This window comes from Streptomyces sp. HSW2009 (assembly GCF_040240285.1).
Classification (GTDB): domain Bacteria; phylum Actinomycetota; class Actinomycetes; order Streptomycetales; family Streptomycetaceae; genus Streptomyces.
In genome coordinates, this window is the sequence record NZ_JBEHZD010000161.1 from 1 (window position 1) to 14,201 (window position 14,201).

Sequence of the window (14,201 nt, forward strand, 5' to 3'; positions counted from 1 at the left end):
ACCCGCTTCTTGCGGCGACGCTCATTGCCGTCCGCGTCGATGACGGGGAGCTCACTGGAGTCCCCGGACGCCTCGGCCGCGTCCTTGTCGTTCATCCACCGACCGTCGGTCACGTCCAGCCAGTAGCCGGGCGGCTCGTCGTTCTTGGCGCGCACACGGCCCGTGTTGGTGATACGCACCGTCGCCGAGTCGCCGTACGCGAGCTCGGCCAGGGGGGCACCCTGCGCATCGGCGACAGCGGCATTCAGACGACCGCTGCGGTCCGCGTGCCCACCGTGGTCGTGAAAGCGGTAGGACGTCTCCAGCCTGAAGCCGGCGCGACGTCGCTCCTCCTCGTCGGAGGAGATCCGCTCGCGACGGGTGGTGTACACGGTGTGCAGTTGCAGTAGGCCGTAGGTGGCCGCGCCCAATCGCTCGTTGCACATTTGGCACTTGTCCGGCCGCGCTTGCGGCTCGTGGTGATAGCCACAGTGGGCGCAGCGCAGCGCCTCGCTCGTCGCGAGATCCCCCGACGACTCGGGAGGCAGCTGCACGCGCGTCACCTGGTAGCGGGCACCCTCGTGGTAGATGAGTGCGCCCGGGCCGAACTCGCGGATGGCGAGGAAGCGGGGCCGCTGCAGGAAGTCGCCGTCGCCGCGCCGTCGTCCCACCATGGGGATATAAGCGGCGAGCGGAAGCCGCGGGAAGCTGTAGCCGGGGAGAAACCCTTCCGAGGCGAGGTAGCGGTACGGGTTGAAGTCCGAGAGGACCGACTTGCTGTCGGCACTCTCATTCATGAGCAGGTTGAGCTGTGTCTCGGCCTCGCGGCGGCGGGCATTGGCGCGGTTCCGGTCGCCCTCGGTGAGGCTGTAGTCCAGTCTGCGACGGTTCTGGATGAACTGGTCGTCCAAGGCGGAACGGAAGAGCTTGCGCCAGCGGTCGAAGGCTCGGTCGAACCGCTCGGGCACCGTCCGCACCCGGTCCTGGAGCCATTCGTCGTACCACCAGGTGGTGTCGGCGAATTCGGGCAGCAGCGGTCCGAAGACGCGCAGCGCGGCCTCGACGGTTCGCCGTTGCGCGGACTCGTCGTAGGACTTGCCGCGGATCTGCGAGTGGAGATCGAGGACGGGGTCGGGGCGTTCGCTCGTCTCCGGATACGAGACATCGAGCACTTCGGGCACTGACCGGCCCAGTTTGAGTCCGGCCTCGGCGATCCAGATGCCCTGGAGGTGGGAGAGGACCAGGTCCTCGTTGGCCAGATCGAGACGTGGCCGGATGACCGAGCCGGCGACCATGCGCTGCGAGTGCCGGAAGTAGTACTGGTCATGGCTGTTGCCCGTCGCGCAGTATGTCGTGACCAGAGCGGGCTGGCCACTTCGGCCCGCACGTCCCGAACGCTGCGCGTAATTGGCGGGCGTCGGCGGCACATTGCGCATCATCACCGCGTTCAGCGACGAGATGTCGACGCCGAGCTCCATCGTCGGCGAGCAGTACAGGAGCTTCAACTCGGCCTTACGGAAGGCCTCTTCGCGCCTCTCCCGCTCCTCGGGGCTTACCTGGGCGGTGTGCTCACGGGCGAAGAGGCCGGACAGCGCCTGAGCGGCATCCCGGTACAGATCGCGGAAGAACGTGTTCACCCGCGGCCCGTCGCCGCTCTGGTACGTGCGGGTCAAAGGGTCGTGCGTGCCCCGCTCGCCCTTTCCGGCGCGCCAGATCAGTGACTGGGCCGCCACCCGGTAGCCCGTAGGCACGGGAGTGGCGGACTTGCGGTAGTGGCCCGGGCGGTGCGGCGTCTCCGCGACCTCCTTGACGAGACCGGCCTGGGTGAGGACCTTCAGCAACTCCTCGATGATCAGTTGCAGGTCGCTGGTGTCGAGATCTCGGAACGACCGGTCAGCTCGGCGGAGGTACTTGCCGTACTTGCCCCGGGCCGACAGGAAGAGCGCCGACCGTTCCAGCCCGGGGCGTGACGGATGCGGAAAGGCCGTTCCCACCTTCGGCTTGTCCGCGGGGGCAAGCACCCACGGATCCACCAGGCGTTCCTCGCTGGCGCGCTGCAGGGAGTCGAAGTCGTCTCTGAAGTACGCCACGTCGATCGCCAGCGAACGCCGCATCTCATCCAGCAAGGTCCGCATGAGCTCGGTGCGCAGGTCGGGATCGGCGTCGCGTAGTTCTTGATGCGTACCAGACCACCGGCCCTGCGCCGAGGCGAGCCAGCCCAGGTCCTCGTAATCGATCTCCAGCAGGCCGGTCTGCTCCAGGTTGGGCATCGTGACGCGCCAGCCCCGCTCCAGGTCCAGGTAGAGGCGGAAGGCGATGACATCGCGGAGGGTCCGCGCGGCGTTGCGGGCGAGTGCGGGTGCCAGACCTGCCTCGCCGGTGTAGTCACCAGGTTCGAGTGCCAGGGCGTCACCGACGCGAGCCGCCAGTTCTTCGTGGTGGATGCCGTCCTCGCCGGCATCGACCGCAGCACGGTACAGGGCGCCGCGCAGCTGGGTGATCTGAACGAAGTCGTTGAAGTGTCCCGCCTGAAGCGACGCGTCCTGGCGGTTGTCCACGAAGGTGAGGAGTTTACGCGCTTCCTCGTCCAGGGCCTCGGCGGGAACCGCTCGCAAGGACTTCACGACAGAAGCCGAGATCAGCGAAGTGGCAGAAGAGCGGCCTTCCTGGTCGAGCGTCGCCAGCTTGGCGAAATCCCGCCCGCGGGTCTGTTCGTATGCCACCCCACAGTGCACACAGAAAAGGAAGGGGGAAGGGATGAACGCGGCCGCGAGGTCGCCCTTGCCTTCGTAGCCGTGGGCATCGACCGTGACAGCACGGGGAACACGGTCGCGGTAGGCCTTCTTGACCACCTCCTGGCCCTTGTCGTCCAGCTCCAGCCAGGACTCGGGCAGTCGACGGTCGTCCACCGCGTACTGCACGGTGGACGGCCAGGGACGGTCGTGGTCGACGTACAAGTAGCCGTCGCCCTGTCGGCCGCCTGTGGCGCTGGTGTCGCGACGCGCTTCGTAGCGGACTTCGCCATCCTTCTCTGTGCGCCACACCGTCAGGTACTCCTGACCGCATTCGCGACAGAAGGCCAGCGGCATCAGCAACTTGCCCGTGCTCCCCGGCAACTCGATCTGGTAGGAGCGGGTCAGGCGGCGCGAGAGTTTGTCCTCCAGCGTGACGTAGACGGTGTCACCCTTGGAAAGGAACTGATGTAGCCGGAACGCGAACAGCGGCCGCTCGGTCACCGGGTGCAAGGCTTGTGAACCGGCCTCCAGAGTGGCGCGGATAGCGGCTGCGCACTGCTCGGCGCCCACCCCGGATGCTTCCTCAAGTTCCTCGGCCGCGACTTCGATCTTCGTCGGCTGCCTGCGTACGAGGCGACTTCCTTCCCGAGCCAGCCCGAAACGGGACTCGATCCAGCGCGCCAGCGGGTCGTGGACGAGATCGGCGTACGCGCGGGGTGCGGCCGGAGCCTGAAGACGCTCGGGCGGGATCGATTCCGGCGCCTCGTCCGTCGCGCGGACCAAGGTCTCGACGATCACGTTGCCGGCCTTGACCTGTGTCCCGAACAAGGTGGACGCGGTATCCGCGACCACCTTGCGCTGATCGTCGACCGTCCCCTCGGTGGACATCGTGGCGGACGTCCCCACGCACTGTAGTCGTTCGGCCCGGCACGCCTCACGCACCCGCCGGATCAGCAGCGCGACGTCCGCGCCCTGTCTGCCGCGGTAGGTGTGCAGTTCATCGAAGACTAGGAACTCAAGGCCACTCGCCATGGAAATGAGGCTGTCCCGGTCATCGGGGCGGGTGAGCATCAGCTCCAGCATGACGTAGTTCGTGAGCAGGATGTCCGGCGGATTCTTCCGGATCTCCCTGCGGCGTTCGTCGTCCTCCTGGCCCGTGTAGCGGGCGAAGGTCACCGGTTCATGCCCAGCGCCGTACCCGTCACGCAGGTACTTCTCCAGCTCCTTCAACTGGCTGTTGGCGAGGGCGTTCATCGGATACACGATGATGGCCCGGACCCGTTTGGCTGCCTGTGGTCCCTCTTCCGCGCGTTGCCGGAGCACCCTGTCGACGATCGGCACGATGTAGGAGAGCGACTTACCAGAACCCGTACCAGTGGTCAGAACGTACGACTCGCCCGAGCGGGCTGCTTCGACGGCTTCGCGCTGGTGCTGGTGCAGTGTCAGAGGCCGCCCGTCCGCGGTGCTGCCGCCAGGTGTCTTGCCGGCTTGGAAGATACGCGTGCACTCCTCGTGCACGATTCCATCCCCGGCGAGCTCCAGTACTGTGCCGCCCGTCGCGAAGAACGGATTGAGCGACAGCCAGGGGTCCGGCCACTGCGACTTGGCGTTTATGTCCTCCTCGACCAGCGCGGCGATCCGATCGTCGCGAATCACGGTGCCGCCCTCAGTGAAGGAGCGGTAGTCCTTGATCAGGGCGCGGTGGACCCCGAACACGTCCATGCCAGGACGGTTCGGTCCACTCCTGCGCGCTGCATCGTCCACGACCGGTGTCATGGGCGGCGCAGCCCGAGGAACTGCGAACCGAAGAGGGCGGACCGGGTCGAGCGCGCTCCACCGAGACGAGGACGACACCGCCGCGGTGCCCGTGTCGTCACCGGTGGCGGTCAGCGGCATCAGAGCGTCGCGTACGGCGATCGCATCTGCGGGGCGATCGGCCGGGTTCTTCGCCAGAAGTCGGTCCACCAGGCGCGCCAGCTCGGCCGGTACCGACGGCCGGATCACGCGCACGGACGTGGGTACCTCGTCCACGTGTTTGCGGCCGAGTTCGTACGCGGACCCACTCGTGAACGGAGGAATTCCGGTGAGCATCTCGTACAGGACGCAACCCAGCGCGTACAGGTCGGCGGCTTGTGTCACCTGCTTCGCCTCGAACTGCTCCGGTGCCATGTAGCGTGCTGTGCCGACGGCGACACCCGTACTGGTGAGACGTGTGTTCAGGGGGTCGTCGATGATCCGCCCCATACCGAAGTCCAGCACCTTGACCAGGCCGTTTGCGGTTAGCATGACATTGGCGGGCTTGAGGTCACGGTGGACGACATTGGCGGCGTGGGCCGCCGCGAGGCCCGCAGCGATCTGTGCCCCGGTTGCTGCCGCCCACGACAGGGGAAGCTGCCGTTCCTCGTCGACCAGGTCCCGAAGGGTTCCGCCCTCCAGATATTCCATGACGAGGTACGGACGGTCCGTTTCCGCACCGTCGACACCTCCATCGATGAGGCGTGTCAGGTTCGGATGATCCAGTCGGCTCATGATCCGTACTTCGCGAGCGAAGCGATCCATGGCCTTCGCGCCGCTGGCGGTATCGATCAGAGCGCCGGAGCGGTGACGGAGCATGGTCTTCACCGCGACGGTCCGCCCTGGACCACCCGCCGGCGCGTGCAGGTCCTCGGCCTTGCGGACCTCGCCCATGTTCCCGGCGCCGATCACATCCATGACCCGAAAACGATTCCCGATCAGCCACTCGGTCACTGACGAACCCTCCGTACCTTCCCACCCCGTGTCGCGGTCACCTCATCCCCCTCGGTGGAGTCGCCCTCGCAGCGCCGGCTCATTCACACATGCCAGGTGCATAGTGACAGAGAGTTCACGCCACGAACCAGGCGGTGCCGACCCGTGGCTCTCTCTGTTCGGTTGTCTCATCCTATTGCCCTCGTTCGGCAGGATTCGCGCCGCGGCGGACGGGCCAGGTGGCGACCGGAGGCCCTGGGGAATTTTCTGTGCCGAGGGTTGTCTGATGTTGCGGCTGCTGGGTCCTGGCGTTCCGAGTGCCGACGCGCGGGCGGGGACGATCAGCAGGACGACCGGCCGGGGGCGCCAGTAGGGAATCTGCTCACGTCCCGGCTGGGCCGGCAGCGGAAGAGGTCACTGCCAGCGACGCCTTCAAGCGGATTTCCAGCAAAGGTCGTGTCCGCCAAGCTCTCGGGCGTGGTCACCGAGGACGACGACCCGAACCGTCTTCTCGGTTGCCCCAACCAGTACACCAGCAAGATCACGTTCATGGACTCCCGCATCAAGGTCGACGACGTCGCCGGCGCGGAGCCCGGCAGCATCGGGCTCGGCAGAGCGATCGAGGTCTTCACGACCGGGGCCGATGCCCAGGCCCGCGCCGACTACATCCAGAAGGTCGCCAAGGGCATGCCCATGCCCGCCGAGTACGACTTCGTCAGCGGCACCGTACTGATCCGCGTCAGCCACTACCTCACCCCGGCCCAGGCTGCCGACTACAAGACCACGGCCGGCGCCCTCGGGTAGGCGTCACCGCATCGACGGCTGTGCAACTTGCCCCCACTGGTCGGCGACGCTGCGGCGTGCTGGTGTCCACGCGTCAGAAGCGCTGTCCGGCAGGCCGCTGAGAGCGGGGCCGCAGTGGAGAACGCCTACCTCATCGAAGACTGCGATGGGCCTGCTCGGGCGATGGGCCCGCCGGGTCCCGATGCGCCGGCCTCGCCCCTCCCTCCCCTCATATTGCATCGACCAGTCCAAAACCTGCTACCGTACGGGCATGGCCCGACCCAGGATGTTTGATGAGGAGCGGGCTCTGGATGCTGCGGTGTGGGCGTTTTGGGTGAAGGGGTATGAGGCCACTTCCACTCAGGATCTCTGCCGGGCTACGGGGCTCGGGCGGAGCAGTATTTACAACACGTTCAGTAGTAAGCATGAGCTTTTTACGCGGGCCTTGGTTCGGTATACCGAGGGGATGACCGCGGTGCAGGTGGGGATTTTGGGGGATGTGGAGCGGTCGGCTCGGGAGCGGCTTCGGGCGTTGTTTGAGTTGGTTATTGATGGGGAGTTCGAGCGGCGGGTTGAGGGGCGGAGCGTGGGGTGTCTGACCGTCAATGCCACCGTGGAGCTCGCCGGGTGTGACCCGGAGGTCGCGGCGATTTTGGAGCGGGATCTGGAATTGCGGCTCGCCTCCTTGCGGGAGGTCGTTGAGGTGGGGCAGCGGGCCGGGGAGTTCTCTTCGGGGCGGGATGCCGAATCGTTGGCCAGGTTCCTCAATGCAGTGATTGGCGGCATGCGGGTTTCTGCCCAGGGGGGTGCGGATCGAGCCGTGTTGGAGGGGATTGCTGAGACTGCGTTTGTTGCGTTGGGGTGAGGTTGGCCAGTTGGCGGCGGTGGGGTGGGCTGTGGTGTGTGTTCTTTCGGGTGAGCTCTTCTCGTGTTTTTAATTTTGTCGGCGTGAGGGCGGCTTTCTTTTTTGTATTTGTTTTGTACTGATCCATCTAAAACTTTTCTCCAGTGTGGTCTCGTTCTTTTTCTATTTCGGGAGTGGAATTTCGTGCCTCGTGCCATCTATGTGCTTGCCCTGGGGATTTTCTCCATGGTGACCAGTGAGTTCGTCGTTGCCGGGTTGATGCCGCAGATGGCTGATGGTCTTGGCGTCAGTGTGGCGCAGGTGGGGTATTTGATCACGGCGTTCGCCGTTGCCATGGCGTTCGGTGGGCCCTTTCTTACGATCGCCCTGTTGAAGATGGAGCAGAAGTCGGCGTTGTTGGTGTTGTTCGCCGTCTTTCTGGCGGGCAATGTGCTGGCGGCCACGGCCGGTTCGTACGCGGTGATGCTGGTGGCCCGGGTGGTGACGGGAGTGGCGTCGCAGGCGTTCTTCGGGGTGTCGCTCTCGCTGTGTGCGCGGCTGACGCGGCCGGAGCAGCGGGGGCGGGCCATGGGGGTGGCGATGAACGGGTTGATGCTCGGCACCCTGCTCGGGCTGCCGCTGTCCACGCTGGTGGGGGAGCACTTCGGGTGGCGGGCTGCCTTCTGGGTGATCTCCGGGCTGGCGGTGCTGGCGGCCCTGTGCACGCTCATCGGCGTACCGGCTCTTCAACGTGCCGATGACGGTGGCAACTTGCGGAGCGAGGCGGAGGTGCTGCGGAGTCCGCGGCTGTGGCTGGTGCTTTCTACCTCCACGCTGATCATCGGGGCCACGTTCGCCGCGTTCAGCTACTTCAATCCGATCCTCACCGAGGTCACCGGCTTCGCCGACGGGACCGTACCGCTGCTGCTCGTGGCGTACGGGGCGGCGACCGTGGTGGGGAACAGCGTCGTGGGGCGGCTCGCCGATCGGCACACCCTGGCCGTGTTGCTCGGCGGGTTGGCGCTGAACGTGGTCTTCCTGACCGGGTTCGCGCTGTGGGCGCAGGCCAAGGTGCCGGCCGTGGTGTTCATGATGGGCATCGGGCTGGTCGGCGTGACGATGAATCCGGCGATGATCACCCGGGTGCAGCGGATGGGGAATTCTGGAGCGTTGCTGAATAGCGTGCACTCGTCGTTCATCACGTTCGGGATCATCATCGGATCGGCCGTCGGCGGCCTCGGTATCAACCACTTCGGGCTGCGCGCACCGGTGTGGCTCGGGGTCGCCCTGGCCGTCGCCGGCATCGCCACGCTCCTGCCTGACCTGCGGCGCTGGCGGGCTGGTGGGGAGTTGGAGAGTCGGCCGGTGGTGTCTGCTGGGCCCGCTGAGGTGTCTGCGCCGTCTGCGGCTTCCGCGGCGTCTGGCGAATCCGTCGCGGCTTCGGGTGTGGAGCTCGGTGCGGTGGGTGCCAAGGTGGGGCAGGAGTGTTCTGTGGGGCGGTGAGGTTCCCCGCACCCCGCACCTCCACCATCCCTGGGCTTCCGCGCCCGGTCTCTATGCCTCCGCGCCCCGCGGCCCCGTGTCCCCGCACCTCGTCGTTCAGGCGCGGGGACACGGGGCCTGCGGGGGCGTACGGGCTAGGCCTCGTACTCGCCCTGGGTGAGCAACTTGGCGATGCCTTCGTGGAGTTCGGGGGAGAGGTGGGTGTGCCAGCGGGTGGACGCTTCGGTGGTCAGTTCGCGGGTCCACTGCCAGCTCTGCCGGGCCGCCGCGCGGACCTCGGGGAGCAGGGCCGGGGCGGTGGTGGCGCGGTAGCGGGCCAGGTCGGCGGGCGGCAGGTCGGATTCCATGGCGCGGCTTGGGGTGAGCCAGTGTGCGGTCGTGTCGCGGAGCAGGCGGCAGAGTTGGAGTTGGTGCGGGGCGACGACCGTGTGCAGCAGGGCGTGGGCGCGGCCGGTCTCGCCGCGGGCCAGGACGTGGGCGAGCATCAGCGTCCAGTTCGCCAGCTCGTCGCTGAGCTGCTGGGCGGTCCCGGCGGGCTCCGGCGCCTGGAAGGTGGCGAGTACGCGGGCAGCTTCCGTCAACTTGCCGTCGCGATCGAGGAGTACGGCCGCTTCCGGTCGTGGCAGGTGTACCAGCCCCTGCCACGAGGCGATCTCCGCGACGCCGGTGGAGGCCGCGGTGAAGTGGAACTCGCCGCGCATCAGGTCGTCGAAGACGACCGCGAAGACGCCGTACGCATTGGTGTACGCGAGGTGCAGCGGGGCGATCCGTTCGACGAAGGCGCGGGCGTCGAAGTCGGCGACGGCGTCATCGGCGACGTACAGATACGCCTCGATGTCGGAGTACGCGTCGGCCTCGCCGACCGTCCACGAGCCGTACAACAGCACGCCGGTCAGCCGGGGTTCGGCCGCGGCGACCTCCCGCAGGCGGTCGATGCGGCGGTCGAGTGCGGGCGAGGCGGACGGGGCGGACGCGGTGGGCGCGGGGGGCGCGGGGGGTGTGCTCGGGTTCGCTGCCGGCTGCTCGTGGGTGGCGGTCGACACCGGGGAGTGCGGTGTGCGCGGGGTACGGGCGTTGAAGGCCATGCGGAGTTCTCCTGAGACGGCATGCGGGCGGCCGTGGGCTCGGGGCATGCGGGTGTGCGGACGGTGGGCCGGGGCCGTGGTGGCCGGGCCCTACTGCTGGCGCGTTGTGTCCGCGTTGCTCAGGAAACACCCATGGCGGCAGCTTAGGGTGCGTCGGCCGATGGGGCGAGTGGGTTGGTCGGGTGCGGGTGTGCGGGCCGCCCTCGTGGGTTGGCCAGGGTTGGGCTGCCTGGGCTGGCCTGGGTTGCCTGGGCTGGCTTGGGTTGGCCGGGCTGGGTTGGACGGGTTGGGCCGGGCTGGGTTGGGTTGGGTTGGGTTGGACGCGCCCAGGCCCGGGCCCGCACCCCGTACCCCGGGCCCGCACTCGCACCCAGGCCCGGACCCGTACCCCGGGCCCCGGGCCCGCACCCGCACCCACACCCCGGCCCGGGTGGGGTGGGAGCGAGCCCGGGTGGCGCCGAGGAGGTGGCGCCCAAGAGGCGGCGGGGTCAGGCGCTGTGCGCCGTCGAGTGGGTGGTGTCGGGCTTGCGGAACTGTTCGATCAGGGCCGCGTAGCTGGAGGTGCCGTGACCGGCGGCGATCGCCCTGGAGGCGAGGTCCTTGACGAAGTGCGGCAGTGCGGTGGGGATGCCGCTCGCCTCGCTCTCGTGGATGAGGTGGTCCATCGTCGCCAGGTGGGTGTCGATCTTCGCGTCGTCCGCGGGGTAGGCGCCGGCGTCGATCTGGGTGGCGTACGCGGAGACGAAGCCGGTGACCGAGGCGAGCCACTGGTTGGCGAAGGGCGCGAACTCGGTGGCGGGGACGCCCGCCGAGCCGAGCAGGGCCGCGCCGTGCAGGAAGCTGTTGAGCGTGCCCCACATCAGGCCGAGCAGGGCCACGTCGTACAGCGACGACAGGCCGTGGTCGGCGCCGAGGTGGGTGGTGCCGGCGGGGGCGAGGGCGCGGAGGGCGGGTTCGGCCGCCTCGTAACGCGCGCGCTCGCCCGCGTACAGGATGAATGCGTGAGGGGTGCCGATGACCGGCGGGATGGCCATGATCGCGCCGTCCAGATAGCCGATGCCGCGCTCGGCCGCCCACTCGGCGAACTCCCTGGCCTGCGCGGACGAGCCGGAGGTGAGGTTGATCAGGGTCCGGTCGCGGAGCGCGTCGGCGAGCGGTTCGAGCAGGGCGCGCGCGGCGTCGTACTCGGTGAGGCAGACGATCACCAAGTCGCTCGCGGTGACCGCTTCGTGGGCGGTCGGGGCGAGCGTCGCGCCGCTGGTGACGAGGTCGGCGGCCTTGCTCGGGGTCCGGTTCCACACGGTCGTGGAATGGCCGGCGGACAGGACGGCAGCGGCCAGCGCCTGCCCCATCAGGCCGAGGCCGAGCACGCTCACCGCCGGTCGCGCCGCGTCGGCCGCGGGCTGGTCCGCGGTGGTGGTGTGGGTGGGAGTGGGGCGCTGGGTGCTCATGGTGTGCGGTGCTCCTGTGGTGGAGGGGAGGGGAGGGGATTGGGGGAGTGGTGGTAGCTGGCGCTGGTGCCGATGTGGTGTGTCGGGTGCGTCCCGTTTGTCGTACGGGCGTTGGTGGCGTACGCGGGGGTGCGGGACACCGGCGCAGGGCGTGGTTGGGTACCGGGACAGCCCGGTTGACCTGCGGGTTTTTGGGGCTTCGGAGTGCTGGGGCCCCGTTGACAGCTACGCTCGCACGGGCCTGGCCGGGCGGACAGTGGCAGGAGTGCCGGCACACGCAAAATTCCTGCCACGGGTGGTCGAGCCTTTGTGGATGTGGGTGCCGGGCGGGCACGTATGGCCAGGTGGCGCGGGGTGGTGGGGCTCGGGGCGGGGCCGTTGTCAGTGCCGTGTCGTACGGTGCGAACCATGGACGAACGGCTCTTCGCCTTCCGCGTCTTCCGCCGCACCGGGCGCGGGATCAGGGCACGTGGCAGTGGTGTGCGCGACAGCGGTGCGGGCGGCTGCGGCGCGCCGGGAAGTGGCGCGTGGGGATGCGGCGTGCGGGGAAGCGGCGTGCGGGGAAGCGGCGTGCGTGAGCGCGGCGCGCGGGGCGGTGGTGCGTACGGGAGCGATATGTGCGGGAGCGGCGCGTACGGGGTTGGTGGCTGTGGGGGTGGCGCGGGTGGCCGCGGCGTGTGTGGGGGTGGCGCGTGAGGCCCGGGACGGTGGCCGTCGCGGTCGTGGACGACGTGTCTGTGCCGCCGTGGGACCTCTATGAACTGGCCATTGCCTGCTCGGTGTTCGGCAAGCCGCAGCCGGACCTGAGCGAGGAGTGGTACGAGCTGCGGCTGTGTTCCGCGCATCCGCTGCCGGCCGCGGAGCCGATAGCGGACGGGGCGGGAACAACGGCGGGGGCAGCGGCGGGGGCGGGTGCGGCGCGGGTGTCCTGGCCGGCCTGGGACGGCTTCGCGCTGCGGACGCCGTACGGGCTCGACGCGCTGGCCACGGCGGACACGGTGATCGTCCCCTCGGTGCCGATGGAGGTCGTGGACGAGGGAGCGCCGGTCCCGGCCGACCTGGTGGCCGCGCTGCGGCTGGCGGCGGAGTCGGGGGCGCGCATGGTGTCGCTGTGCACCGGGGCGTTCGCGCTGGCCGAGGCGGGGCTGTTGGACGGGCGCCGGGCGACCGCGCACTGGATGCACACCGATGACCTGGCCCGCCGGTATCCCCAGGTCCTGGTGGACGACTCGGTGTTGTACGTGGACGACGGGGACGTGTTGACCAGTGCCGGGATGACCGCGGGCCTCGATCTCTGTCTGCATCTGGTGCGCAGTGACCTCGGGGCGCGGGTGGCGGGGCAGTTGGCGCGGCGGATGGTGGTGCCCGCGCACCGGGCCGGTGGGCAGGCGCAGTTCATCGACCTGTCCATACCGGCGACCGAGGAGGCGGGGCTCGGCCCGGTGCTCCAGTGGGCGACGGAGCGGCTGCACGAACCGCTGACCGTGCACGACCTGGCCAGGCAGGCGGGGATGAGCCCGCGCACGTTCTTCCGCCAGCTCCAGGCGGCGACCGGGACCACCCCGCTGAAGTGGCTGCTCAACGAGCGGCTCGCGCGCGCCCAGACGTTGCTCGAATCCACCGACCTCTCCATCGAGCAGGTGGCCGAGCGCAGTGGCCTGGGCAGTGCGGCCAACCTCCGGCGCCACTTCGGCCTGCATGTCGGCGTGGCGCCGCGGGAGTACCGGAAGGCGTTCGCGGGGGCGCGGGGGTAGCTCGGCGCGGGCCCGCGCCAGCCGGTGCGGGGCCGTGTTGGCCAGGCGTCAGCTCGTACGAGCCTGTGCTAGCCGCGAGCCGCGAGCCGGTGAAAGCTCGTACGGGGCCCTGCAAGCCGGCGAAAGCCCCGTACGAGCCTGGGCAGGCCGCGTCAGCCCGTACGCCCGTACGAGCCGCAAGCCGGCGGTCAGCCCGTACGAGCCCTGCCCGGCCCGTGTGCCGGCTCGTGTGGGCTCCATGGCCGCGGCCTGCGCCCGCCCAGGGCCCACCGAGGCCCGGCCGCGCCCGGGCCCGGCCGCCCCAGCAGCCCCGCACGCCGTGCGATGCGTACGGCGCCTCACCGCAGCTTCGGCTTGCCCTTCTCGTACAGCCAGGCGTGGAAGAGGTCGCTCAGGTCGCGGTGGGCCAGGCGTTCGGCCAGGGCGATGAAGTCCTTGGTGGCGACGGTGGCGTGGCGGTGTTCGGCGGTCCAGGTGTGGAGGAGGGCGAAGAAGGTGCGGTCGCCGATGGTTTGGCGCAGGCGGTGCAGGGTCATCGCGCCGCGCCCGTACACCGGCGGGTCCAGGAGGCGGGCCGGGTCCGGCGGGGTGCCGGGCGGGAAGGCCCAGATGCCTTCGCTCTGGTGGTCGGAGCCGTCGTAGTAGTCGCGGAAGATCGCGTCGGCGGTGCGGCCTGTGGGGTCGCGCTCGGCCTCCCACAGCCACTCGGCGTAGGTGGCGAAACCCTCGTTCAGCCAGACGTCGCCCCAGGTCCGCGGGGTGAGCGAGTCGCCGAACCACTGGTGCGCCAGCTCGTGGACCTGGAGGTAGGCGTCGGGCGCCGAGCTGTAGTACGGCTTGGTCTGGGTCTCCAGGGCGTACCCCAGGTCGGGCGTGTCGTCGACGATGGCGCCGGTGGAGGAGAACGGGTACGGGCCGAACACGCCGGTCGACCAGTCCATGACCTCGGTCAGATCGTCCGCGACGCCCGCGCTGTCCGCGGCCTGGGCGGGGTCGATGGCCACGTACTGCGGCACGTCGCCGCCGGCGGGCTCGCCCCGGTGCGGGGCGTTGGTGCGTTGTGAGTCGGCCGTGCGGCGTGGGGCGGCCGTGCGGCTTGAGGCGCCGGCCCTGGCCCCCACGGCGTCGCCGCCGCGGGTGTGGACGTCGAAGGTGCCGATGGCGACGGTCGCCAGATAGCTGGCCATCGGTTCGGCGTTGTGCCAGACGAAGGTGGTGCGGGCGGCCTCGCCGGGGGGGGGGGGGGGGGGGGGGGGGGGGGGCGGCGCGGGGGGGGGGGGGGGGGGGGGGGGGGGGGGGGGGGGGGGGGGGGGGGGGGGGGGGGGGGGGGGGGGGGGGGG

General features: G+C 69.4%; 8 protein-coding genes. 4 read left to right on the plus strand and 4 right to left on the minus strand.

Going from position 1 to position 14,201, the window contains the following annotated elements; genetic code table 11:
• A partial coding sequence (locus AAHZ94_RS14680; RefSeq protein ID WP_349993324.1) for a protein kinase domain-containing protein occupies positions 1–5,426 on the minus strand: 5,426 nt, incomplete at its 3' end.
• 471 nt (positions 5,427–5,897) lie between these two features.
• Between AAHZ94_RS14680 and AAHZ94_RS14685 the strand changes: the two genes are divergently transcribed.
• The 3 genes from AAHZ94_RS14685 to AAHZ94_RS14695 all read left to right on the plus strand — a co-directional run bounded on the left by AAHZ94_RS14685 (position 5,898) and on the right by AAHZ94_RS14695 (position 8,571).
• Positions 5,898–6,245, plus strand: a complete 348-nt coding sequence (locus tag AAHZ94_RS14685; protein ID WP_349993317.1) for a hypothetical protein — start codon at positions 5,898–5,900, stop codon at positions 6,243–6,245.
• Positions 6,246–6,495: 250 nt separating this feature from the next.
• Positions 6,496–7,089 (plus strand): TetR/AcrR family transcriptional regulator, encoded by a 594-nt coding sequence (locus tag AAHZ94_RS14690; RefSeq protein WP_349993318.1) that lies wholly within the window; start codon positions 6,496–6,498, stop codon positions 7,087–7,089.
• Between the two features lie 183 nt (positions 7,090–7,272).
• Positions 7,273–8,571, plus strand: a complete 1,299-nt coding sequence (locus tag AAHZ94_RS14695) for an MFS transporter (protein ID WP_349993319.1) — start codon at positions 7,273–7,275, stop codon at positions 8,569–8,571.
• A 134-nt stretch (positions 8,572–8,705) separates the two neighbouring features.
• On the opposite strand, the gene AAHZ94_RS14700 is transcribed toward AAHZ94_RS14695, so the two are convergent.
• Both AAHZ94_RS14700 and AAHZ94_RS14705 read right to left on the minus strand, forming a co-directional pair.
• Positions 8,706–9,656 (minus strand): nucleotidyltransferase domain-containing protein, encoded by a 951-nt coding sequence (locus AAHZ94_RS14700; RefSeq protein WP_349993320.1) that lies wholly within the window; start codon positions 9,654–9,656, stop codon positions 8,706–8,708.
• A gap of 488 nt (positions 9,657–10,144) precedes the next feature.
• Entirely contained in the window at positions 10,145–11,107 is a 963-nt protein-coding gene (locus AAHZ94_RS14705; protein ID WP_349993321.1) for an NAD(P)-dependent oxidoreductase, read from the minus strand.
• Positions 11,108–11,814: 707 nt separating this feature from the next.
• Here AAHZ94_RS14705 and AAHZ94_RS14710 point away from each other — a divergent pair.
• Positions 11,815–12,861 carry a helix-turn-helix domain-containing protein gene (locus AAHZ94_RS14710; RefSeq protein WP_502964675.1) on the plus strand — a complete coding sequence of 349 codons (1,047 nt, stop codon included), beginning with the start codon at positions 11,815–11,817 and terminating at the stop codon, positions 12,859–12,861.
• Between the two features lie 338 nt (positions 12,862–13,199).
• Here AAHZ94_RS14710 and AAHZ94_RS14715 read toward each other — a convergent pair whose 3' ends face one another.
• Positions 13,200–14,048: a M1 family aminopeptidase gene (locus tag AAHZ94_RS14715; RefSeq protein ID WP_349993323.1), complete on the minus strand. Its 849-nt coding sequence runs from the start codon at positions 14,046–14,048 to the stop codon at positions 13,200–13,202.
• Positions 14,049–14,201 lie beyond the last annotated feature (153 nt).